25 protein-coding genes are annotated in these 23,712 nt (G+C 43.4%); 17 read left to right on the forward strand and 8 right to left on the reverse strand.

Annotated elements, in window-relative coordinates; all coding sequences use genetic code 11:
• Positions 1–882 precede the first annotated feature (882 nt).
• From KL866_RS12415 to KL866_RS12455, 9 genes are all read left to right on the forward strand, one after another.
• Positions 883–1,119 carry a DUF4160 domain-containing protein gene (locus KL866_RS12415; protein WP_025256690.1) on the forward strand — a complete coding sequence of 79 codons (237 nt, stop codon included), beginning with the start codon at positions 883–885 and terminating at the stop codon, positions 1,117–1,119.
• On the forward strand, positions 1,100–1,366 hold the full coding sequence (locus tag KL866_RS12420) for a DUF2442 domain-containing protein (RefSeq protein ID WP_214995269.1): 267 nt from the start codon (positions 1,100–1,102) through the stop codon (positions 1,364–1,366). The genes KL866_RS12415 and KL866_RS12420 overlap by 20 nt, the downstream gene beginning before the upstream one ends.
• Positions 1,367–1,470: 104 nt before the next feature.
• Positions 1,471–1,968: a hypothetical protein gene (locus KL866_RS12425; RefSeq protein ID WP_214995270.1), complete on the forward strand. Its 498-nt coding sequence runs from the start codon at positions 1,471–1,473 to the stop codon at positions 1,966–1,968.
• A gap of 3 nt (positions 1,969–1,971) precedes the next feature.
• Positions 1,972–2,463, forward strand: coding sequence for a hypothetical protein (locus KL866_RS12430; protein WP_155852459.1), 492 nt, complete (start codon positions 1,972–1,974; stop codon positions 2,461–2,463).
• A gap of 697 nt (positions 2,464–3,160) precedes the next feature.
• Positions 3,161–3,820: a YoaK family protein gene (locus tag KL866_RS12435; protein WP_025256695.1), complete on the forward strand. Its 660-nt coding sequence runs from the start codon at positions 3,161–3,163 to the stop codon at positions 3,818–3,820.
• A 162-nt stretch (positions 3,821–3,982) separates the two neighbouring features.
• Positions 3,983–4,315, forward strand: coding sequence for a YnfA family protein (locus KL866_RS12440; protein ID WP_025256696.1), 333 nt, complete (start codon positions 3,983–3,985; stop codon positions 4,313–4,315).
• Positions 4,316–4,352: 37 nt separating this feature from the next.
• Positions 4,353–4,796, forward strand: coding sequence for an N-acetyltransferase (locus tag KL866_RS12445; protein ID WP_214995272.1), 444 nt, complete (start codon positions 4,353–4,355; stop codon positions 4,794–4,796).
• Between the two features lie 38 nt (positions 4,797–4,834).
• Positions 4,835–5,290 carry a GNAT family N-acetyltransferase gene (locus KL866_RS12450; protein ID WP_025256698.1) on the forward strand — a complete coding sequence of 152 codons (456 nt, stop codon included), beginning with the start codon at positions 4,835–4,837 and terminating at the stop codon, positions 5,288–5,290.
• A gap of 24 nt (positions 5,291–5,314) precedes the next feature.
• Positions 5,315–5,644, forward strand: coding sequence for a zinc ribbon domain-containing protein YjdM (locus KL866_RS12455; RefSeq protein ID WP_025256699.1), 330 nt, complete (start codon positions 5,315–5,317; stop codon positions 5,642–5,644).
• Positions 5,645–5,750: 106 nt separating this feature from the next.
• On the opposite strand, the gene KL866_RS12460 is transcribed toward KL866_RS12455, so the two are convergent.
• The gene (locus KL866_RS12460) at positions 5,751–6,608 is read right to left on the reverse strand and encodes a LysR family transcriptional regulator (RefSeq protein ID WP_025256700.1); all 858 of its coding nucleotides are present in this window, start codon (positions 6,606–6,608) and stop codon (positions 5,751–5,753) included.
• A gap of 256 nt (positions 6,609–6,864) precedes the next feature.
• On the opposite strand from KL866_RS12460, the gene glyA reads away from it, so the two are divergent.
• On the forward strand, positions 6,865–8,121 hold the full coding sequence (gene glyA / locus KL866_RS12465; RefSeq protein ID WP_025256701.1) for a serine hydroxymethyltransferase: 1,257 nt from the start codon (positions 6,865–6,867) through the stop codon (positions 8,119–8,121).
• 10 nt (positions 8,122–8,131) lie between these two features.
• Here the strand turns inward: glyA and KL866_RS12470 are convergent, their stop codons facing one another.
• The 4 genes from KL866_RS12470 to KL866_RS12485 all read right to left on the reverse strand — a co-directional run bounded on the left by KL866_RS12470 (position 8,132) and on the right by KL866_RS12485 (position 12,190).
• Positions 8,132–8,599, reverse strand: a complete 468-nt coding sequence (locus KL866_RS12470; RefSeq protein ID WP_214995273.1) for a hypothetical protein — start codon at positions 8,597–8,599, stop codon at positions 8,132–8,134.
• 231 nt (positions 8,600–8,830) lie between these two features.
• Positions 8,831–10,102, reverse strand: a complete 1,272-nt coding sequence (locus KL866_RS12475) for an NRAMP family divalent metal transporter (protein WP_214995275.1) — start codon at positions 10,100–10,102, stop codon at positions 8,831–8,833.
• Positions 10,103–10,254: 152 nt separating this feature from the next.
• Positions 10,255–11,052 carry an ABC transporter substrate-binding protein gene (locus KL866_RS12480; RefSeq protein ID WP_214995277.1) on the reverse strand — a complete coding sequence of 266 codons (798 nt, stop codon included), beginning with the start codon at positions 11,050–11,052 and terminating at the stop codon, positions 10,255–10,257.
• Between the two features lie 19 nt (positions 11,053–11,071).
• Entirely contained in the window at positions 11,072–12,190 is a 1,119-nt protein-coding gene (locus KL866_RS12485) for a porin (RefSeq protein WP_214995278.1), read from the reverse strand.
• A 364-nt stretch (positions 12,191–12,554) separates the two neighbouring features.
• Between KL866_RS12485 and KL866_RS12490 the strand changes: the two genes are divergently transcribed.
• The 4 genes from KL866_RS12490 (at position 12,555) to KL866_RS12505 (ending at position 14,626) form a co-directional block, all read left to right on the forward strand.
• Positions 12,555–12,809 (forward strand): Rho-binding antiterminator, encoded by a 255-nt coding sequence (locus KL866_RS12490; protein ID WP_025256706.1) that lies wholly within the window; start codon positions 12,555–12,557, stop codon positions 12,807–12,809.
• Between the two features lie 46 nt (positions 12,810–12,855).
• Positions 12,856–13,245 (forward strand): VOC family protein, encoded by a 390-nt coding sequence (locus tag KL866_RS12495; RefSeq protein WP_214995280.1) that lies wholly within the window; start codon positions 12,856–12,858, stop codon positions 13,243–13,245.
• Positions 13,246–13,333: 88 nt separating this feature from the next.
• Positions 13,334–13,645, forward strand: coding sequence for a hypothetical protein (locus KL866_RS12500; protein ID WP_025256708.1), 312 nt, complete (start codon positions 13,334–13,336; stop codon positions 13,643–13,645).
• Between the two features lie 234 nt (positions 13,646–13,879).
• The gene (locus tag KL866_RS12505; RefSeq protein ID WP_025256709.1) at positions 13,880–14,626 is read left to right on the forward strand and encodes a YitT family protein; all 747 of its coding nucleotides are present in this window, start codon (positions 13,880–13,882) and stop codon (positions 14,624–14,626) included.
• A 427-nt stretch (positions 14,627–15,053) separates the two neighbouring features.
• Here KL866_RS12505 and alr read toward each other — a convergent pair whose 3' ends face one another.
• On the reverse strand, positions 15,054–16,130 hold the full coding sequence (gene alr / locus KL866_RS12510; protein WP_214995282.1) for an alanine racemase: 1,077 nt from the start codon (positions 16,128–16,130) through the stop codon (positions 15,054–15,056).
• Between the two features lie 190 nt (positions 16,131–16,320).
• Here alr and murQ point away from each other — a divergent pair, with 190 nt between their 5' ends.
• Both murQ and KL866_RS12520 read left to right on the forward strand, forming a co-directional pair.
• Positions 16,321–17,316, forward strand: a complete 996-nt coding sequence (gene murQ, locus KL866_RS12515) for an N-acetylmuramic acid 6-phosphate etherase (RefSeq protein ID WP_214995284.1) — start codon at positions 16,321–16,323, stop codon at positions 17,314–17,316.
• A 55-nt stretch (positions 17,317–17,371) separates the two neighbouring features.
• Positions 17,372–18,811, forward strand: coding sequence for an exo-beta-N-acetylmuramidase NamZ domain-containing protein (locus KL866_RS12520; protein ID WP_214995286.1), 1,440 nt, complete (start codon positions 17,372–17,374; stop codon positions 18,809–18,811).
• Between the two features lie 145 nt (positions 18,812–18,956).
• On the opposite strand, the gene KL866_RS12525 is transcribed toward KL866_RS12520, so the two are convergent.
• Complete coding sequence (locus tag KL866_RS12525; RefSeq protein WP_214995287.1) at positions 18,957–20,027, reverse strand: mechanosensitive ion channel family protein; 1,071 nt, start codon at positions 20,025–20,027, stop codon at positions 18,957–18,959.
• Between the two features lie 52 nt (positions 20,028–20,079).
• Complete coding sequence (locus KL866_RS12530) at positions 20,080–22,083, reverse strand: glycoside hydrolase family 3 N-terminal domain-containing protein (RefSeq protein ID WP_214995288.1); 2,004 nt, start codon at positions 22,081–22,083, stop codon at positions 20,080–20,082.
• Positions 22,084–22,300: 217 nt separating this feature from the next.
• Between KL866_RS12530 and KL866_RS12535 the strand changes: the two genes are divergently transcribed.
• Positions 22,301–23,677, forward strand: a complete 1,377-nt coding sequence (locus tag KL866_RS12535) for a Na+/H+ antiporter NhaC family protein (protein WP_025256715.1) — start codon at positions 22,301–22,303, stop codon at positions 23,675–23,677.
• Positions 23,678–23,712 lie beyond the last annotated feature (35 nt).

The raw sequence follows: 23,712 nt of genomic DNA on the forward strand, positions 1-23,712 counted from the left end.
AAGTTAGGCGTCATTTAAATACGGCTTTAAAAAGTGGGTTCAGCCGTGACATTCCGGCTTCAAGGTTGTTTCGCTTGGTTGTCTTTGCGGCTTGCTTTTCGGTAGTTTCAACGGCTTTTGCAACGCGTTTTTCATCAACATCGCAACGCCAACATTCAACATCACCAGTTTTCTAAACTCGCTCTTTTATCCAGCATTGCCGTTAACATCTAGCTTTTCGCACAGGGTTGTTTTATCTTAAATTCAACAATTTAAACACGCGGTCTAATTGGCTAGTGGTGGCAGCAAAGCTGCGTACTTTCAGTTGTACGCCTAACAAAACGCTGTTGGCACTCCCTCCGGTCGCTGGGACGCTAACACGTGGGCTGACTCACTTCGTTCGGATTTTAGCCCACGTGCTAGCGCCCCAAAGCTTAGCGTTAGGCGTCATTTACTAACAGCATTAAAAAGTAAGTTCAGCAGTGACATTTCAGCATCAAGGTTGTTTCACTAGGTTGTCTTCGTGGCTAGCTTTCTCAGTTGTCTAAATGACTTTAGCAACGCGGTTTTTATCAACACAGCAACGCCAACAGTCAACACTACAAGTTGTCTAAACTCGCTCTTTTATCCAGCAATGTCCTTAACATCTGGCATTTCGCACAGGGTTGTTTTATCTTAAATTCAACAATTTAAACACGTGGCCTAATTGGCTAGTGGTGGCAGCAAAGCTGCGTACGTTCATTTGTACGCCTAACAAAACGCTGTTGGCACTCCCTTCGGTCGCTGGGACGCTAACACGTGGGCTGACTCACTTCGTTCGGATTTTAGCCCACGTGCTAGCGCCCCAAAGCTTAGCGTTATCTTCCAATTGGCATATGTGCTCTTCTGCGATAATCTTAATGTATGCCGACAGTATTAAAGTTAGGGCCGTATCGTTTCTTCTTTTATAGTAATGAAAACGGTGAACCCGCACACATTCATATTCAGCGAGAGAAGATGCTTGCTAAATTCTGGTTAAAGCCCGTTGCTTTAGCTAGCTCTACTCGTTTTCCACCGAAAGAGTTAAGAAAACTCGAGCAATTGGTGGTCGAAAATAAAGAAACATTTTTGGAGGCTTGGAATGGCTATTTTAGCAGTTGAACATCACCCTCTTGCTCACTCAGTTAGTTTTGACTCAGACTCACTTATTGTCAGTCTAATTGATGGCCGCACTCTTTCCGTTCCTTTAGTTTGGTTCCCATCGCTTTCATCTGCGACTGCAGATCAACTAAAAGATTGGGAGATTCTGGGTGATGGCGAAGGTATTCACTGGCCTCAATTGGACGAGGACTTAAGTGTTAATGGTCTACTTTTGGGCAATCAAGGAAAGAAGATAACAAATCAATAAACACACTCACTGCGTTCGCTGGGACGCATACAAGTGGGGCGGCTTCGCAATTTTAGCTAGCAAGTTTGCGCCGTTTGATGGGGGCGTTATAAGGCATCAGTCGAGTGAGTGCATACGATTTAGAAAAGGAAGTTTGGTCTGAAGCTAACTTTAAAGTGATGGGGTGGCATGACGCATCACTATGGTCAATGGTTTCCAATGCAGAGCAATTCGAATACTTATTTGACCTAGATTACATAGATGCGTTAGTTACGACTGTCAATTTGTCTTCCGATCGTTGGAATGAAATCCAGCTTCTTACTATTTTATATGAGGCCTCATTGCAGGACAAAGAAGCAGCGAAATTTCAGTATATTCTTGCAGTGTCGCTCATGTTTCGTGACGATATTCGGCTAAGAGATATCTATAAAAATGACTTTGGTTTAAGTACCGGAACCTACAGTACCAATAACGCCGTCATTGAGTCTTTGAAAAAACATGGTTTTACAGAGTGCGCTAACCTAGAAGGCGCAGATTTAGTCCATTGCAACTTGGATGTTTTAGAGAATTATCCATACAAACGCATCAAGTCGCCGCTAAAAAGCGCGACTGGGACACGTTAAGTCATGATTATAATACAAAAAATACAAACACATTGGACTAAAGCCTCAAGAGGGATGCCAAACGCAAAACTAAGAAACTCTGTCCCAAGGATGCTAGAGTTACCTCATATTGAAAATGATGCAGCCATTTTTGTTCATGAGGTCAAAGCAACCGAAGATAATGGTTTTAACCTGGAAAGTGAAACTGTGGCTATTCCAAACCCAAAGAAATACTGGTCGTTTGAGTTTACAGAGTCTGATAATAGGTTAAGTGTATTCTTTAGCTATAGTTACCACGAACATGGTACGCCAAATAGGGGGGGGGTTCGCCGTAATATTATAAACCTATCTGAAGGTGAAACGGCTAGCTTCCATATAAATGGTCGCTTTACTTATTATAGTGGTCAGTGGTATCGGCAGTATTTTGTAAATATTGGGTACGGGGTTAGCGAAACTGACGTTTTCCTATCAAAACCGTTTAATCGTCATGTTAGTAAAATGGTCAATTTATTCTAAATGCGGCGGTTTATACTCTCGACTAAACAAGACAGGCATCTTTATGTACACCAAAATTGCACAGAGAAATGCCAAACATAAAAAAATGAAACCGGCAGCTAACAATCACATTTAGCCGGTCGTAAACTCCTTGAGGCATTAACATGCGTGCTCAATCGCTTCGCACCAAACCTTAGCCCACTTGTTTAACCGTTACTTAGGGTAAATTTAAAAATCGATTAGATGGTAAAGTATGATCTATTCAGAGGTTCTAGTTTGAATGTAAGAGTAATATGTCTTTTTGTTATCAGTTCTGTTGTCAGCAGTTCGGGTAATGCCTCGCCTACGTCTAATGAATTTATTTCTTGTAAGAAGATGGCTGTTTCTGTCCTTGAGTTGTGTCTTAACGACGATGACCTAAAATGCTGGTCAAAATCCAAATCGGCCTATAAGTCTTGCCACAAAAAGGTTATTCAGAATCACCAACTAGATTATGAGCGAATAAAGGCAGAAAACGTGCGTCAAAAGCAATTTAAAAGGCAATAAGAACGAAGTAAAAGAAAAAATAAGAAAAACGGTTTAGCTCAGTATCCGTTAATCTGGCGCTTTTGACGTAAAGTTGAAATTTATAAACGTATATAACGCCTAAGGAAATGGGCCTAGTTACCTGTACGCAATAAGTTTATTCTGAAATTAACTGCACACAAGGATTAAAAGATTGATCTCACAACTACCAAAGTGGGTAGAGTTTGGAGCCTTCTTTTTGGCTTTAATTGCTGGTTGTGTGAATGCAATTGGTCTTCTCGGGTTTGAACACCAATCTGTGTCTCACTTATCTGGCACAGCTACTTTACTCGGCACTGAACTGCTAGGCCTGACATTCCAAAAGATATTTCATCTTCTAGGTATTTTGTTGTCATTTTTAAGTGGAGCTTGCGTTGCTGGCTTCTTACTACATGGCTCAACATTAAAATTGGGCAGGCATTACGATACTGCTTTATTCATTGAATTCGCATTATTGTGCTTGTCTTCATGGCTTTTAATATCAGGGTCATTTTATGGCCACTTCCTCGCTTCGGCTGCGTGTGGCCTTCAAAACGCGCTTGCCACAACATATAGCGGTGCAATTATCAGAACAACGCATGTTACGGGCATTTTTACCGATTTAGGCATAATGTTGGGTTCTGTATTCAGAGGACAGACGCTTGACAGACGAAAAGCAAAGCTATTTCTATTTATAATTACTGGCTTTGTTCTTGGCGGTACGGTTGGAGCATTGCTTTACGCCCAATTATTGTTTAAAGCACTTTTTATTCCAGCGGGCATATGTTTGATTATGGCGGCAGCTTATCGTCTCTATGCTCAGCGTAATGGGTAGCACACGTATTTATTACGGTTAGTTTTATGCTGCGCTAGATGCTATCAACTTGGCTGGCGAAAGCTCGATAGCACAGGTGGTGATGGTGGAGATTCAGATTGACCTTACATGCTACTTCGGCAATAACTTGATGAACAAACGGTATTTTAAAAAGAGGTCTTTGTGTTGGAATTAAAAACCATTGGTTTATTCTTCATTACTGCACTTGCTGAAATTGTGGGGTGCTATCTACCCTATTTGTGGTTAAAGGAAGACAAGTCGATTTGGCTGTTAATACCCGCAGCAATATCACTGGCACTCTTTGCATGGCTGCTATCATTGCACCCTACTGCGGCTGGCCGAGTGTATGCAGCTTATGGAGGCGTTTACATATTTATGGCTATTATATGGCTTTGGCTGATTGATGGCATTAAGCCAACATTATGGGATTTGGTGGGTACAGGTGTCGCTTTGCTTGGAATGGCTATTATTATGTTCGCTCCAAGACAGACCTAATCAAAAACATTTTTTTAAAAATGACAAAGAAAACACAATGAAGATCACCTTTGCACCCAGTTCAAACCTACAGCGGGCAGCTGAATTTACTTTTGAGAACATGCACGCATATTACGCTAAGTTCGCTCCTGAGTGGAACGCTGCAAAAGTGCTTGAGGCTACGGCAAATCTAATTAACTACGACATTCAATTAGAAAACCAGACAGTGGGAGTTATGCGTCTACAATTTGAAAAGAGCAACTGCCTCTTACGCGATCTTCAAGTTATACCAATGGCACAAAACAAAGGCATAGGCACTGTCGCTATTGCAGAAGCAGAAAAACTCGCTCTAAAGGCCAAGGCTAGTTCGCTTACCTTACGGGTTTTCAAAATTAGCCCTGCAGTTTTGCTCTATAAGAAAGTGGGCTTTGTTATTGATAGTGAAGACGACCGCTTTTTTAACATGACTAAACCCCTAGGTGTTAAACCAACTGGTTTTTAATAGCCGTTCATTCTAAATATAACTAAAGGCCAAAATGTATGAATATTATTATGGATGATCTCACTGGGGGAGCGGTGCTAGCGCTTTTAGAAGAGCATTTGTCGGATATGTATGCCACGTCGCCGCCAGAGTGCGTACACGCATTAGATGTTGATGCACTAAAAGCGCCTAACATTACTTTTTTTAGTGGTTGGAAGCAGCAACAGCTTGCGGGGTGTGTTGCTATTAAAGCCCTTGATACACATAGCGCCGAGCTAAAATCTATGCGAACGGCAAAGCCCTTCAGAGGATGTGGTGTAGCTTCCCAGTTATTACTTTTTGCCTTAGAACATGCGAAAATAAAAGGGTTTAGTTCAATAAGTCTAGAAACGGGTACGCAAGATTACTTTTTGGCGGCAAGAACGCTTTATAAAAAGTTCGGTTTTATCGACTGCGGCCCTTTTGGTAGCTATTCACTAGACCCCAACAGTCACTTTATGACCCGAGCGCTTTAGTTTAGTATTTTAAGAGAATTGCACATGTCACTACCTCCTTGCCCAAGCTGTCAATCTGAGTATGTATATGAAGACCAGTCTTTACTCATTTGCCCCGAATGTGGTTATGAGTGGAACCCGAACGAGGTTGAAGATGAAATTTCTGCCAAAGACTACAACGGTACGCCGCTAGTTGCCGGTGACAAAATCACGCTGGCAAAAGATTTAAAAGTAAAAGGCAGCTCACTAGTACTTAAAATTGGCACCAAAGCGGTTATCCGCCACGTGAAAGATGCCAAAGACCACCAGCTAGACTGCAAAGTAGATGGCGCCGGTGAAATGATGCTTACCGCACAGTTTGTAAAAAAAGCATAGTCAGCACGTTTTTAAAGTCCCTCACCTCCTAGCGCGCTTATCTTTTAGCGCGCTTTTCTTTCTAAGCGCATACGGGGCGCGCTAGCTACACTAGCTAAATAGTACTTTAGAAGTTAGCAACCTCGTTAGTAATGGTTTCAGTGAGTAAGCTAATCGCTTTAGATGACACTTTTTGAGGGTTAACTAAGCATACGCCTACATGTCCAAGTTCGGGCAAGCTTTCCGAATTAGACAAAACGTGTAGCCCTGTCGGTACAGAACTTTTTGCCAGTACAGTAATACCTAGTCCTTCATTAATGGCAGTTTTAATGCCGTTTAAGTCTGCAATGGTGTATACCACCTGCCACGGTTTTTTGATTGCCGATAACAGATTGGTGGCGCGCTTGCGATAAATACAGGGCGAAGGGGCAGCAATAATAGGAAGCTTAGCGGGCACGCTGTTTACAAAGCGCTGACTTCCTACCCATACCAGCTGATCTGAAATGATGAAACCGTCCTGCTGTGGGTTCGGTGTTTCCTGTAGTGACAGAATTAAATCGAACTGACTTTTTAACGGTTCACTCAACAAATCCTTGCTTAGCGCACAATGCACTTCCAACGATATCTCTGGGTAAGTTTGTGTGAATCGACGAATGATTTTGGGCATGAGTGTGGTGCTAAATTCACTGGGAATGCCTAGCCTAATATTTCCCGTCACCTGAGGCTTCCCGAACTCAGCCATAGCTTGGTCATTGAGCGCTACGATCTTCTCACCATATGACAATAAACGGCTACCAGCGCCAGTAAGCGCTAGCCGATTTTTATCACGAGAAAACAACTTTTCCCCAATCATTTCTTCTAGCTTTTTTATTTGTAGGCTAATAGCAGGCTGAGTACGTTGCAGCTGCTCGGCGCATTGTGTGTAGCTTCCCGTCTGTGCAATAAGCACGAACGAACGCAAAAAATCTATCGACAAGTTTTTCATTATTTTGCTTCACACCTTATTTCTATCTTCAACCAAGCACATACCTTTCACCGGTATAGTTTAGAGACTCATTTAGTTAGCCGCTCTACTACAGACAAAACACAAACGCGCCATTCCATGCCCTACCGGTTCATATCGTGCCAAAAATACAAAGCCAGCATTTAATAAAATTATAATGCCATATTTTTTATTAATTTTATTTATTCTTTTTACCCTCCTAGTATCAAATAAACAACAATGACAATTAGGAGCCTGCATGAATACGCTAAATCAACACCTTCTCCAACAAGACCCAGATATTGCCCAATTTATTGCGCAAGAAGACGAGCGCCAAGAACATCACATCGAGCTGATTGCATCAGAGAACTACACCAGTAAAGCTGTTATGCAGGCGCAGGGGAGTCAGTTAACGAACAAATATGCAGAAGGCTATCCAGGTAAGCGTTATTACGGCGGCTGTGAAGCCGTGGATAAAGTTGAGCAGCTGGCCATCGACAGAGCTAAAGCCCTGTTTGAAGTTGATTATGTAAATGTACAGCCCCATTCTGGCTCACAAGCAAATACTGCGGTTTACATGGCACTGCTAAGCCCTGGCGATACCATACTCGGGTTAAGCCTAGATCACGGCGGTCACCTAACCCATGGTGCAAAACCTAATTTTTCAGGCAAGCTTTACAACGCCATTCAATATGGGCTAAACACCGAAACCGGCGAGATTGACTACGACCAAGTAGAAGCTTTAGCTAAAGAGCACAACCCAAAGATGATCGTGGCAGGGTTTTCGGCTTATTCTCGCGTTGTCGATTGGCAAAAGTTTAGAGAGATTGCTGATAGTGTAGGCGCGTATTTGCTGGTAGATATGGCGCACGTAGCAGGTCTTGTCGCAGCGGGAGTTTATCCCTCACCAATTAGCGCCGCGCACGTGGTCACCACCACTACTCACAAAACACTACGTGGCCCTCGTGGCGGGCTCATTATGTGTAAGTCTAACCCTGAACTTGAGAAGAAATTTAACTCACTTATATTCCCGGGTATTCAGGGTGGGCCGCTTATGCACGTTATCGCCGCTAAAGCTGTGGCGTTTAAAGAAGCCATGACAGCCGAGTTTAAAGCGTATCAAAAGCAAGTAGTTACCAATGCTCGCACTATGGCAGACGTATTTACGAAGCGCGGATTTGATGTGGTATCTAACGGTACTGACAACCATATGTTCCTACTAAGTCTGGTTAGTAAAGGAATGACGGGGAAAGAGGCCGATGCTATTTTAAATAGCGTGAACATTACTGTTAATAAGAATACTGTGCCCAACGACCCACAGTCGCCATTTGTAACAAGTGGCATTCGAATAGGTACGCCAGCGGTGACTTCTCGTAATTTTAGTGAAGACGATTGTGCCCAGTTAGCCAACTGGATTTGCGATGTGCTATCAGAACCTGAAGACAGTAATCTTGTTCAGCAAGTTAAAGATAAAGTGGCTACGCTAACTGCTGCCCGCCCGGTTTACACTAAGTAAACCTACTGGCTTACAAAGAGCGAACTCGTGCGTTGCAGGTAGCTACCATCACCCGCCACACGAGTTTAGCTCGTTCGTTAAACTTAAAAATTTGAACGCCCCACGCTTCTTCCATTGCGTTTTTCCACACGTCGCAGGTTTCGATTGTGTTGCCATACAGGGGCGCTAACGACAAACTGATTCTTATCGACTCTAGCCATTTCGTGAATAGCGGGTCGTGCCGCCCTGTTTTGCGAAGCTGTAATAGTTGAAGCGATGCTTGCTGTTTCATTCCTTGCAAGCGCTGATAAATTTCTCGCGGGTCATCCTGCTGCCCTAGAATATGGAGCTCCCTTTCTATATCGTAAGCATTGTTCCATTGTATGGATTTTGGTGCATCTTTTGTGCATCCCCACATCGCCATACACACGAAGCAAAGCAATACAACGCTAATGTATTTACCTAAATGTAGTGATGGAAATAATTTTACTTTGCGCACCGAATTCGGCTCTCCTTTACCAGCGACGCTTTTAGTATAGGTGAGTCTTAAATGAATACTTAGTTAAGTGCTTACTACTGCTCGAAGAAATAAAGCACCAACTGAGGGCTCTCATGTCTTTAGGCGCTTTTTAAAAGATTCGTATTAAATTGCTGAAGTGGGCCGGTTAGCAATAGCAGTAACCGGCTGGCAAAGGTTGGGGCATTTGACGCTATGTTCTGGGGGAAACCGTTAGCTAAACCACTTCCACCAAACAAATACCAAAAGAAACCCGAACAGGTAAACCAAGCCTAGCAAGCTAAGTAACTTTACCACCTTATTGGGTGCTGCATCTGGGTGCAGCTTAGTTTGCGCCACCAGCTTATGGTTAAGCCAAGCAAACATGGGCGTGGTTACAAAAGCTAACGTCATCGCGAAGCCTAGCATGGCTAAAAGTGCAGACTTGAAGAATAGTACAATAGTAAAACTGAATACTGCCATAAACAGCAATACTGGCGTTACAAGGGTATTACGGGCGGCTTTATCCTTGTTAAACAATAGCGCAATTGCTTCTGCAACCACTCGCGCATAGCCATCGTATACGGTTAACGCCGAGCCGAATATACATAAAAACGCCACTATAGCGATAAGCAGATGCGCCCACTGCCCGATGGTTGACGAGTACATGCTGATAAGTTGATGGGAAAAGCCAATACCACTAGTGCTGAGTTTTGTGCCGCTGCCATACAGAATTAACGCACCTAGCCCCAAAAACAACAAGGCAAGTAATACGGTTACCGCATAGCCCAAGTTAAAATCGAAAAGGGCCGACTTCGGCGTTACCGCTTGACCTTTGCACTGTCGCTTTAACCAAAGAGAAGTAATAGACGATATTTCGATAGGTGCAGGCATCCAACCCATGGTTACCACTAAAAAACCTAACGTGGCGAGCGTCCACGGCGATGGTTGAGACTCAACTGGCACCTCTGGCGCGGTATAATTACTAAGGGCGACTATAAATACGGCGACGGTTGCCACCACAAGGACGCCCATTATGCCTTTGGCTATATTGTCTAACCCTTCAAAATGCCCTGCCAGTAAAATCAGTAATATGAGCGCTAAAACCACTGAAGCAGACACCGCTATAGCCATATCAAACGGAATGAAGTACGACAATAAACTTGCAGCAAACAGTAACAGTGCCGCTGCATTAACTACCGACGCGATAGTATTTAGGCACAAGGCGATGGCTAGGTAGCGTTTACCCATGCCTAAGTAGCCTTGCTGCAGGGTTTGTTTCGTGCTGATGGTATAGCTTACGCCAGCCCTGAAAAACGGGTATTTAAGTAGGTTTACCACCAATATGAGAAGCGCTAACTGCCATCCGAACTTTGCTCCAGCCTGTGTTGAGGCCACTAAATGGCTTCCACCTACCGCCGCCGTTGCCATAAGTACACCAGGACCGAGTAATTTTAGTAAGGCGATAACGCGGGCAAGGAAGGGTGTTTCAGCTGAGTACGACAAGGCAACCTCTAAATGGGCATTAGAAAATAGCCGTTAACCATATCAGTTTAATAATCAGCAGAAAAGACACTAAGCGATGGGAAGGTAGCACTAATAAAGGTTGCGAGCCGCTTTGGGTTCGCAACCTGTTTTTCGATTTGAAAAGTCGAGAATTAGCGTCGGTCGAAATTTACCTTCTTCTGCGGATGCTGATAATAGCCTTCTTTTAGCAGTCGCTTGAAGCGGGTTAGTTTACCTTCCAGCGTTAACTCTTCTAGCCCTTTATTAAATAAAGACAAAATAAGCTGGCTATCGCCTTGTCCTTTGGGAACTAACAAATGCGTGGTTACGGTAGAAATAAACGGTTTGATAGGTATAACATCTCGACGGTCGCCGCGGTTAAAGTCGCGCTGCAGTAAATACCAACCGGTAAGTTCGTCAATGGGAAAAACATCAATATCACCGTTTATTAAAGCTTCTAGGTTAGCTTTATCAGTCTCGCGCTCAACCACACTTTCGTTATCTTTTATAAAGGCAGCAAGCTCATCATTATATAAATACCCTTCTGTGATCCCCACTTTTAAGCCTTCCATATCGCTAAGATTACTCCAGCTATCGGGGCCTTTTTCGGCGTTTACGTAGAACACCAGGCTTTCTGCGCTTATCGGATTGCTGTGAAAAAACTCACTTTCACGCGATCGTACAAAGTTACCGTAAGAAATCGCATCGTATTCACCTTTTAACGTCGCTTCCAAGGCTTCTTCCCAAGGTAATGATACAAACTCCACCACAACGCCAGTCTCTAAAAACGCACTGGCAATAACATGGTTTATATAACCTTCGTGCTGCATGTCGGTTGACGTGTAAGGCGCGTATTCTGTGGTCGCTATGCGCAGTTTCATCCATGAATGGGCAAAACTTTGCATTGGAATTAGCGCTAGTATAAATGTCGCTATAAGTAATGATCGCATGTCAAAGTCCTGTTATTGATTAGAAGTAAATGCCAAGGTTTATGTTCAAACGGTGTGTAGTTTCTTGTCTACCGCCTAAATCTAGCCCAACGCCAGGGCCACCTGAAAACCACATGTTTTTACCTTGGATACTATCTACATAAACAAACAATTTATCCCAGCCAAAACTACAGCCGTTAATCCACTGTGAAGAGTTTTTCCCTTCATTTCCTTCGCCTTTAGCAACGCTGTATTCGGAATAGCAGGTAAGTGATTCTATGTGCGTAAACTTATAGGGCACCGAATACACGAGGTTCGCTGAATAAGTTTTACCGTCAGCAGCCGCCAAGAAAGGAAAGGTAAAAGACGATAGCGCTATACGGTCGTCAGCCTGTCCTTCAGGTGCTGCCAAGTCGTATTCGTAATCGATGTATTGGAGCTCTACTTTCACGTCGCCTTGGGTATGACGCATGTGAACGGCATAAGCATTCATATCACCATCATCTAACGTATCTAAGTTTAGAATGTTACCGTATTGATACGACACGCCAATATCGGTAGTTGCACCGCGAATGAAGTTACCTGAGTAGTTAGCGCGCAGGTTGTATTGCCCATCTTCTTTATTTCGGTATTCTCCGTCATCTGCCACATCAAATGAGTAGCGGCCAAACTCCGCGGCGTCATTGTACTCATCATTCATAAAGTAAGCGGCTTGAAAGTCCCAGTTACCCCAATCGTGATTTATTTTAACCCCAGCGTCGTAATCGTCCTCAAAGCCAAGGTAGTAGTTAACCGAAAACCAAAAGTTGTTACTGGCAAAGGGCTGCAGGCCAAACGGCGTTTGCGTTATGCCTGCGGTTATTTCGGTTTGATCATCAAAATGATACGTAAGGTCAGCGAAGCGAACGGTATCAAAATCAGTGTTTTCGTACCAACGGTACTCTGCTTTATAGCTAAACTGGTCCGACTCACCAGATACGCCAAGTTTGAATGATTCGAACTCAAAACCATCTCTAAACTCGGGGAGTTGCCAGTCTTGATGCCCGTAATTAACCCTTACGTGACCGCTTAACTTTAAGGGGAGTTCGTCGGCTTTTACGACGCTCGACGTGCATGTAGCAATTGAAACTAAAGAAAATGCGGATAGTAGCTTGTTCATTACTGTTCCTGTATTGAATTTTTGGCGGGAACCCTTTGCTAAAAATTGCCTCTAATAGAATAAAGGGGTGTATAAACGCTTAGGAGCCTCGCGCACCAAAATAAATCCTTCAGTACTAACAATACTGAGCAAACCTTAAAAAAAGATCATTTTTTAAGGTCTGACTTCTGTGTCTCCCCTTAAAAAATAACGCCCCGTTGGGCGGTCGCAATTAAGTACTGGCCGTATGATATGGAAAATAAAATGTAAAAAAAGAAGTGTTATAAATGCAAAGTGATTGTGGGAATTTTCACCGTAAACTTCAGGTCCTATCTAAAAGTTAAACAACGTTTTCAATGCACATAAACAAAGAATAGGAGGTTGTGTGAATATAGCCTGTCAGCTTTATGACTACATAGAAATTGCCTGTATGTATAAACTTGAAGTAAGCGCTTTTTTAAAAGACGGCGAAATGAAAAGTGGTAAAGCACTGAACACAGTGATTGATAAGCGCGGCGACGAACCTACAGAATGTATACAAATGCGCATTAACGGCATTAAAGAAAACATTGCGCTTAATGAAATCGCCCAACTACATGCAATAACCGATAATCCTCATTTCAGCTCGGTCAGCTTTTAGGTAGTATGCCGAGTTAACTCTAATATTTTTGAACCGCACCATATTTATGACACAACACCTCTCGGCTATTACGTTTTTTGTAGACAATTACGACAGCGCAATTGAATATTTTACCTCGGTTTTAAATTTCACCTTAACTGAAGACAAAGTGACCGGAGAAGACTCGCGCTTTGTGTTAGTAACGCCACCGAACAGCGCCACCAGCTTGCTACTTGCGCAAGCTAAAAACGATATTGAATTAACACTTATTGGTAACCAAGCCGCAGACAAAGTGTTTTTAATTTTAAATACCGATGACTTTTGGCGTGACTTTGACGACATGCAAAGTAAAGGGGTGGTGTTTTTAGAAACTCCACGTGAAGAAGTTTATGGTACCGTAGCCATCTTTAAAGATAAGTTTGGCAATAAGTGGGACTTGATCCAAACCGCTGAATAGCGCTTTATATAAATACGCCTTGCCAACGGCGTGTTTAGTGTCGCAAAGTTTAATCGCACTCAGTAAAGACGTAGAGGAGAAGTAAAACGTGCAGGCTATGAAACGTTCTATTATTGCTGATGTTGTTGCAATAGCGGCGATAGCACTGTTGATCACCACTACATTTTACTGGATTGAAGCTAGACGTGAGGTCATTATTTTATGCGACAACTTTACGCCTGGCGTGTCGAAAAAAAGCGTTGAACGCCAGTTAAATACTGCAGACTTGTTGATCTGGGATACTGAGTTTGTTGCAAATGGCAGCAAGATTGAAGCGTATAGTCCACTGCACTTAGGTATTATGAAGTGCAGTGTACAATTTAATAAGCAAGATATTGTGGTGTTTTCTACTGTTGAGTAATCAGACACTCTTCAGATATTCGTGAGAACACTGAGCACTTTTAGCCATAAAACTGAACCACCTTGGTGCAACATTTACATTGCCGCAACACCCTATTCACCGGTACGCTAAAAGTCGTAAAGGCAAACTTACCCTCTGCCATTTGTCGCACCAAGTTAACTTTCTATCCCGCTGTAACCTATTGTGCTGTAAACGTATAATTACGCTGTGTCTTCTTAACGCAAAATTTCTCTTATGCAAAAAACAAAACACAGTGTCATCGAGGATGTTTTCGCCCTGATAAGCGCCGGCTTGTTTGTTGCTTTTGGCGTATATTTGTTTCAGTCTCAAGATTTAATGGTAGGTGGCGCAGCAGGTCTTGCACTGTTGGGTACTTATGCGGTTGATATGGACTTCGGCTTGTTATTCTTTTTGATTAACCTACCCTTCTATACCCTTGCGTGGACGCAAATTAGTAAGCGTTTCACCATTAACACTTTTATCTCTGTTACCACGGTTTCTGTATTGACCGAGCAAATTCCGGCGTTTGTAGATATTAGCCACGTTAACCCGTTTTTCGCTGCGGTATTTGGCGGTATTTTAATTGGTGTGGGCATGCTAATGATGTTTCGTCATAGCTCAAGTCTTGGTGGCGTTGGCATTATGGCGTTCTACTTACAGCAGCGTTTTAATATCAGAGCTGGTACTTTCCAACTAACCGTAGATAGCTGCATATTGCTTAGCGCGCTGTTTTTTATCTCGTGGCCATTAGTGCTGATTTCAATTTTAGCGGCATTTTGTTTGAACATGGTTATTTCGCTTAACCACAGACCTGAACGTTACTTCCCCGCGCAAGGCGAAGCTGGATCTAAAAAGAGTGAAGCAGGCTCAAGCAAGGGCGAACCAAAATCAAAAAAAGCGCAAGCGAAGCGCGTGAATAACAGTGAAGAATGCAACTTAAGTAGCAGCTTAGAAAGCGAACTTCGCGCACAAAATGGCTAAATGGACGCAGTCAGTCCTCTATTGTTCTGCGATTAAGCGTGAAAGCAGATGACGGCAAGTAGAAGTAGACAACGGCTCTCATCACCAATAAATAAAAAGCCCGGTTAGGCGCTACCTAACCGGGCTTTATTGTATCTTTTATTTGTATTCCTTGACGCCTACAACAAACCTATTGCTTCTTTTGAACTGGTCTTGACGGTCGACTAACTACTCCACGATTCACTCTCGGACGAGAAAACGAAGTACGCATACAAACCTCACTTATGAGTTGGTGCTCAGAACAGTTGGAGGCGATATATTCGCCGCAATCCCATAACTAAGCTACAACAGTAAAGCTCAAATTAGGGGTAAAAGTCTCATTCTTTTAATGAATAGTGCTTTATTAAAACTTATATAAAGATTGCTCAAACTGGCACTGCGTTGATAACTAAAGGTATTTCACAATGCGCGGTACACGCTGAGAAACGCGGGTCATTAATTCGTAGTCGATGGTGTCGGCATTAGCTGCAACTTCCTGAATAGACACATTTTGCCCCCACAGTTCGACTTCATCGCCCACCGCTACGTTATCGATATGAGTTACATCAATGGTGATCATGTCCATAGATACCCGGCCAGCTAAATAGGCGCGCTTACCCCGAATCATTACAGGCGTACCGTTTTTACAGTGCCTTGGATAGCCGTCGGCGTAACCAATTCCTACGGTTGCAATTTTGCTTAGCTTACTTGCTACCCAAGTTTGCCCGTACCCAACTCCCTCGCCTGCCGATATAGTTCGCACGGCTAGTACACTTGAGCGAAGTGTCATGGCGGGATAGATTTCAATATCTATGTTTTGCGAAGTTGAAACGGCACCTCCGTAAATGCCCACACCCAAACGATTCCAAGCATTTCGACTTGCAGGCCAATTTACCGTAGCCGGCGAATTAGCCACGCTAGTTGGAAAGCCCAGTTTTCCAACTATCTGGTTAAACGCATCCGTTTGAGCATTGGTAAAGCTATTATCTATGTCGTCTGCACACGCAAAATGCGTGGCAATTACCGTTTTTTCGCTAAGCAAATGACGGTATTTAACAGTAATATCTTCGATGTCTGAAAGGGCAAAGCCTAAGCGATGCATACCGCTATCTACTTTCAACCAAATATGGGGGCGCTGTTGTTTAGGGCAGCTTTCTAGCCAGCCAAGCTGTTCTTCACAATGCATAACTAAAATGCAGTTATGCTGAAACGCCATTTGGCATTCCTTCGCCTGATGAGCCCCTTCTAAAACAACTATTGGTGCTGTAATTCCAGCATCGCGAAGGGCAATAGCCTCTTCGATGATAGCAACGGCAAAACGCGAAGAAACATGCTGAAGAATACGTGCAACGTTTACGGCCCCATGACCATAGGCATCTGCTTTTACCACCGCCATAGATTGGCTTATCGGCGCTAAAGCAGCAAGGGCTTTGAAGTTATGTAAAATGGCGTCAGCATGAATAATAGCTTGCGTTTGTCGGCTCACAGAAAAACACGTTCCTTAAATGTTTAACAGGAAAAAAAATATAAAGCCGAAGTGTACCACGAGAAGCTCGCTTAAGGCGCAGGATTAGTATTGAAAAACCTACTGTCTAACGCAAGGTTTCTTATAGTTTGAAATACCGTTATGCTTTGCGCTCGCTTATTTTAATCATTTCGTTGCTTCAAGGTTTAACATGTCTTCGCACACCCCCTCTACTTCAGATTCGCCCGCAACCACTCGTATTAAAAACAACGCGGCAGATGATGCTCCCACCGTGAACGAATTAGCTAAATCACTGAATAAAGTTGTCTCTGAAGGCAGAAATCCCGATACGTTGGATATAGATACGTTAAGTACCCAAGGCATTCTAACCCGCCTTAACAACGAGGATGCTAAAGTCGCAAGCGCGGTAGCACTTCAAATACCCCAAATAACGAAAGCGGTTGATGCCGCAACTGTTAGCATTAAAAACGGCGGAAGGCTTATTTATATCGGTGCAGGTACCAGCGGTAGGTTAGGCATTCTGGACGCAGTTGAGTGTCGCCCTACCTTTAGCGTACCCGATGAAATGGTTGTGGGTGTAATAGCGGGCGGAGAGAAGGCCGTTCAGCACGCAGTGGAAGGCGCGGAGGACAATTTTGATGCAGGTCGCACTGATCTTGAAAATTTATCTTTAACCCAAACCGATACGGTTATTGGTATTTCAGCTAGCGGTCGCACGCCCTATGTAAGTGGTGCACTGGACTATGCTCGTTCTCTAGGGTGCTTTACTGGTGCAATTGCTTGCAGCCCTAACGCCGCTATTTTTGAGAATGCTGACGTCGCTATATGTCCAGTTGTTGGCCCTGAAGCCCTGACTGGCAGTACTCGCATGAAGTCTGGTACGGCCCAGAAGCTTGTTCTTAATATGATTAGCACCAGCACTATGATTAAGCTGGGAAAAACCTATCAAAATTTAATGGTTGATGTGAATGCCACTAACGAAAAACTGAAGGCACGCGCCCTTCGCATTGTTATGCAGGCTACAGATTGTAGTGAAGACGCGGCCCTGGCTGCGCTAAATGCGTGCAATAACAAAGCTAAAGTGGCTATTTTGATGGTGCTAACAGGGCAAACCGCAGAGCAGGCCGTAGCACAACTAAGTACCAAAGATGGTTACTTACGTAAAGCCGTAGAAGAAAGAGAATAGCTAAGGCGCTTCTCTGCAATAAGGGACTGCAATAAGGGGGTCCGGTTTAGCCAATATGAGCATAAATATTACACGTTATACAAAGAGCGCATTAATCATCGCGTTTACCTTGCTGGTCAGTTTTTCCTTCTTGACCTCATGTGCACAAAACAGCTTATCTACACATGTATATACAACTAATAATGACAGTTTAAAAGCAAAACAAAGTGGGCTGACTAATGAAGATTTAAACGCCAATCAACTTGCTGTAGGTGCTGAGCGCTTTTCAACATACCTCCCTTTGTTAGAAGGTAAGCGAGTTAGTTTGGTAGTGAACCAAAGTTCGTTGGTTAGAAATGATTTGGTTAAAAATAACTACTTAACTGCTCATTCAAAACCGACAAAAGCAAACCAACCCTATCAGCATTTGGTGGATGCCTTATCACAACGTAACGTTGACCTAGTAAGCATTATGTCACCCGAACACGGATTTAGAGGGGATAAAGGCGCTGGCGAAAAGGTAAATAGCGATATTGATGCTAAAACGGGCTTACCTATTCATTCGCTTTACGGGGCAACTAAAAAGCCGACAACGGACATGCTTGAAAACATCGATGTGATTGTTTTCGATATTCAGGATGTGGGCGTACGTTTTTACACCTATTTAAGTACCTTGCACTATGTAATGGAAGCCGCCTTTGCTCAAGGTATTCAGGTTGTGGTGCTAGATAGACCAAACCCTAACGGCCGCTATATTGACGGCCCGGTACTAAAATCTGAATTTTCGTCTTTCATTGGCATGCATCCTATTCCCGTTTTGCACGGCATGACATTAGGTGAACTTGCTCAAATGATCGTGGGAGAGCGCTGGGTAGATATTGACGAAAGTAGTTATAACAACGCTAAGCTTACCGTTATTCCGGTACAAAACTATCAACGTACTGAGCATTATTCATTACCAGTTGCGCCTAGCCCTAACCTGCCAAACGATTTATCGATACGCCTTTACCCCACGCTATGTTTTTTTGAGGGTACCGATGTGAGTATTGGTCGCGGCACTGATTTTCCATTCCAGCTTATTGGTCACCCTTTTGTTGAGTTTGGTAACACCAAGGTACCGGTAAAGGCAAATAGTGCAGCGCCCCACCCTAAACATGAAAATTCCATACTAAAGGCACACGTATTTACTTTCGCTGATCCTACGAACTTGGAAAGCCCAGGCCCTAGGCAAGCACTTCAAGAATACTTACCTATTAATGGCTTAGATATCGACACCCTGATAGATGCCTATTCACGTTTTTCTGAATATAACAACATGGTCGGCGCCAATGGTAGCTCTGAAGAAACCTTCTTCACTCGCCCAGATTTCTTCGACAAATTAGCGGGTACTGATGCGCTACGAACTCAAATTCAAACCGGCAAAACACCTACAGAAATTCGCAAAAGTTGGCAGAAAAACTTAAGCAAATTTAGAGAAAAAAGAAAGGTGTATCTTCTTTACGAAGATATGGATTAAGGTTCAAATTAGCATATTTAGCTTTAAGCATTTGAAGGCGAAATTGGGTAGTATTAGTGAGCTAAATTCACACCCTCAATATGTAAGTAAACACTCACACTCAAAGGGTGCCATAAAAGAATAAACCAAAAAAAGTTAGTAAAAGCTAACCTTCTTCATCTTTTGATTTTACCAAGGTTGCAAGCTGAGCTTCGGCGGTGGCTTTTTGATGTTTAAACTCATCCCTACTTTCGCCGTCACTTTCTGCGAGCTTTGCATCAATATCGGCAATCGTCTGCATCAGTGTTTCTTTACTCTTTTCTTTTTGCTCAGCCTCTTCTGCCTTGTCAAAAATAACGTCTTCAGGGGACGCTTCTTCTTGCTTAGTTTGACCTGGAGATTTAGCTATCATCTTCAAACCGTCAGGCTGTGGACGTTGGTTCATAAAGCTAGGTGAAACAATTTCAATATCGGCATTATGCAACGCGTCGAGTACGGCTTTGTGAAGTCGTGAACGCGCGCTGAGCAAACTCTTCACTTCGGTGAGGAGACCTGAAATACGATAGCTTACTGAGAAGTCGCCTAACCCGACCACTTGTACAAATGGCTCTGACAATTGAGCATTTTCAGCAGCAACAATTAAGTGCTTTTCGATAATACTGTGATGGATATCGTAACCTAAACTAATATCCACACTAACGATTGCGCCAGAGGCTCGGGTTACTGAAACGGGCGAGTTCACCATTAGGGTATTAGCAAACGCAATAAGTTCTCTGCTCTCGGTCTGAATTTCAACATCAAGCAAGCCCATTTCGGTAACACGACCGCTATAACCTTCTACTTTTATAAAATCACCCACTTTAAACGGTCGGTTTACACGAAGTACGATCCCCGCCATCAAATTTCCAACCATAGTGGTGGAAGAAAACGCAATCACACCTGAAATCAGTACACCAATGAGCGCAATAACCTGGTTTCTTGTGCTTTCACTTACTGGGAGGGAAATTGCTATCACTACCGCACCAACGATAGTAAGTACCAACATACCGACTTGACGTGGCAATTTTTGCTCACTGGTAAGGTGGCTCTGCTTTGCTAGCAAAAGGTAATGTAGTGCGATAAGCGCACTTAGTACCAATACAATAGCAATAAGTAGTGGAGCAAAAGGAAGCAGCGCATTTAACACAGTATCGACAAATGATGTTTGTGCAGTGCCTGGCGTGTTTTCGGTATCCACATTTATTCCTTTTAAATTGGCTCTTAAACTATTTTAACTTTTACGATGACAATTAATTTAATGAAACCGGTGAGCGGCCTTCAACAAGCGCATTGCCCATTAGCACATCGGCCAATGCGTTAAGGCTATAACTAGTAACCTGCTGATTTGCTTTATCACTTTGTTTGGTAATATTAACTGCATAACTGAATGTAGCAATAGCAACATCAGCCAACTCTTTCACGTCTTGTGCTTTGTAAGGCATGCGCAGCGGTGTAAAAATAACGGTTTTACTTTGTGTTTTCGCAGTTCTCATTATCTTTTTGCTAAATGCCATCACATCGTTTTCGCTTGCGCGTCTTGTTATATGCTCAGGTAAATCGAACCCACCTAACTCGTAGTTAGCGTGAAGAGGACTAATATTTCCAACTACCAGCACATCGGCTTGTTTCAATAGGTTTATTGCTAATTGGGTTTCCGGTAATGCCGTTAAAGGTAAACAAGCAAACTCTAGTGGTTTATTGGTGTCCGTAAAACGAGGGCGTGTAAGCGCTGCTTCAAACGCTAAACATCTTGCCGCATCTGGCATAAGTGCCAACCAGCGGCTTGTAGTTATTGGTAGCTTATCCTTTCCATAGAGTACAGTTACCGATGATTTAGAAAGCGCTTTCTCAACTTCAATCCCTCTATTTTTCAAACTGTTATGATTATCCATTGAAGCATTTTCTTTTGCTTCATTAAGCCACCATGACATAGGCTGGGAAAGGAAATTTTGCAGAGCAAAGCGTTGTTTTGCCTTGAGAATACGATTATGAGACGCCCTTAAGAAAGCGCTTTCTGAGACTCGTCTTGCCGCGTTATCTAAAAGTAACGCGAACTTTTTTATGTCGTCTTGATTTCTTATGGTGAAAGGCATTAGCGCTATATCAGCGCCAGCACTGAATGCGCTAACTAAAGCTTCTTCATGTGAGAAAAACTGAGTAATTCCAGCCATGTCTAACGCGTCAGTAACGATTAGACCTTGATACCCCAATTGGTTGCGAAGCAAATTGCTTAGTATCTTCTTTGACAAGGTAGCAGGAACAATTTGCGACATACCATGCTTATCAATAATTGTAGTATCGTCCAAAGACGGGTACTGAATGTGTGCACTCATTACCATTGCTGGAGGCGTTGCACTATTGATAATGTTAGCAAAAGGAAGGATATCTCCTTCCATAGCTTGCGCTTCGGTGTGCGTTACTTGCGGCAAGCCGCTGTGGCTATCTACATGGGTATCACCGTGGCCTGGAAAATGTTTGATAGCGCTCATAACACCTGTGCTTTGCATAGCACTAACAAATGCCAGTCCGAGTGCGGCTACCTGTTCTGGTTTTTCAGAAAAGCTGCGTACGTTTATAACGGGGTTTTTAGGCTCGCTATTCACATCAACCGACGGCGCAAAATTGGTGTTAATACCCAGCGGTAAAAGCGCTTGGCCAATATGCGATGCTACACTTTGCGCAAATGCACTGCCTCGCTGATGAAAGGTGGCGCCAATGGCCATGTTACCCGCAAACGGCGAGAGCATTTCTGAAGGCAACCTTGCGACCCTGCCCCCTTCTTGATCGACAGCAATGAACAAGGGCTGACGACCTGCTTTTACCATATGCTGTTGCATGGTGTAATTAAGCGTAATTAATTGCTCGGTGTTTTGGATGTTCTCTGAAAACAAAATCACACCGCCTATGTTGTGCGTACTAAGCACATTTAAAAGTGACGCTGGGATTACGGTCATCGGTGTGCGGCAGTGTGATGACGGCGTGTTGTCTTCACAAAAATAGCGAAAATCTAAGATGATTTTTTGCCCTAGCATGTCTTTTGTTGCGCTAATTGTTTCTGCGCTAGCCCTCTTAACGCTGACCTTGGACAACCCTGTTTTCGTAGTACTCGATGTTGAAGAATCTGCGTTTAAAGATTGAGTACTTGCGCCAACAGCATAAAAACTGACACTAAATAAAACTAACATGCCCAAAAAAATAAAGTTTAGGCCCAATACAGGAACGCGCTTTTTACAAATAACTTGCTGGAATAACAATGTTTATCTAATCCTTGGTAACACGACGCACAATACGGTACGCTAGCATAAATGAGAGAATCTTGTTCGCCAACTTTGAACTGTATACACACATTCTCTTTTACTTTTTCTTACGCGTTTTCTTACGCAGAAATATACCTTTAGGGCATGCTTACCTTTGTTGTACAGCGAAGATCACACGTCCTAAGCACACATGAATTTAAGTTTGGAAAGAAGTATGGATTGGATGTCAGTCATCCCCCCTCTTGTGGCTATTGTCGTCGTCTTTTGGAAAAAAGAAGTTATATTAGCATTGGCACTGGCTGTTTTGTGCGCGGAAGCGTTAATTTTGGTCAATGCTGATTTCACTAGCAGTTACATGGCCCCTATTAATGCCATAGAGCGTGTAGTTGATACCGCTTCTAGCCCAGGCAATACGAGGGTACTTATTTTCTCGGTACTTGTAGGCGCATTACTCGCTTTCATTCGTGATTCAGGTGGAGTAACGGCAACGGTTGACTATCTAGTGAACAAGGGCGTGGCCAAAACCCGCAAACAAGTGGGTAGTTTGACCATGTTCACTGGCATTGCCGTGTTTATAGAGTCGAACCTAAGTGTACTTACTGCCGGCATATTTGCCCGAGGGTTATTTGACCGTTTTGGCATGAGCCGCGCACGTTTAGCTTACATAATTGATTCCACCAGCGCGCCTGTTTGTATTTTGATTTTATTAAATGGCTGGGGGGCCTTTATACTCAGCCTACTAGATGCGTACGAACTACCCGCTTCGTCGGCCTCAATTTTATGGGGCAGCGTATTTTTTAATTTTTACGCTATCTTCACCTTACTTATAGTGGCCTACACTATTTCCGCTGATAAAGTGCACGGCCCCATGGCTGAAGAAGAGAAGGCGCTAACTCATGTCGAGGTAAATCAGACTACTGAACCTGCCACTAAAGCCCGATTCATGCTTGTACCACTATTGGTAATGGTATTCAGTATGGTTGGATTCATGTTCTGGACAGGTAATGGCGTATTATCTGAAGGTAGCGGCAGTAAGTCTGTACTTTATGCCACTGCCCTTGCCACCGCCATAGCCTACGGTCTGCTTTTAATCCACAAACGCTTTACCCATAAAGAAGCGGTAGAAATCGGTTTTAAAGGGATGGGTGAACTACTTCCCCTAGTTACTATAGTGTTACTTTCATTAACCTTGGGCAATAGCCTTAAGGTGCTTGGTACAGGCGTTTTTGTGGCAGGAATAGTGGGTGAATATCTTCCATTGGTGCTGATTGTTCCCATGCTGTTTATTGCCGGGGCTATCATGTCGTTTACTACTGGCACGTCATGGGGCACGTTCGCTATTCTTGTCCCCATTGGTGTTCCGCTAATTCAAAGTTTGGGGTTACCCCCTTCACTGGTAATTGGCGCTATATTAGGTGGCGGCATATTTGGCGATCACTGTTCACCTATTTCCGACACTACAGCCGTATCTTCGCTAGCTGCGGGTACTGACGTATTAACCCATGTTAAAACCCAGTTCCCCTACGCATTATTTGCGGGCGCACTTACGCTTATTGCCTATTTTGTAGCAAGTTTGGTCATGCTTGGTTAATTCTACAGGCTGAAGTTTGTCGGTAGTCAGTTGCT

The sequence above is a fragment of the Alteromonas sp. ALT199 genome, from assembly GCF_018619335.1.
In the GTDB taxonomy this organism is placed as follows: domain Bacteria; phylum Pseudomonadota; class Gammaproteobacteria; order Enterobacterales; family Alteromonadaceae; genus Alteromonas.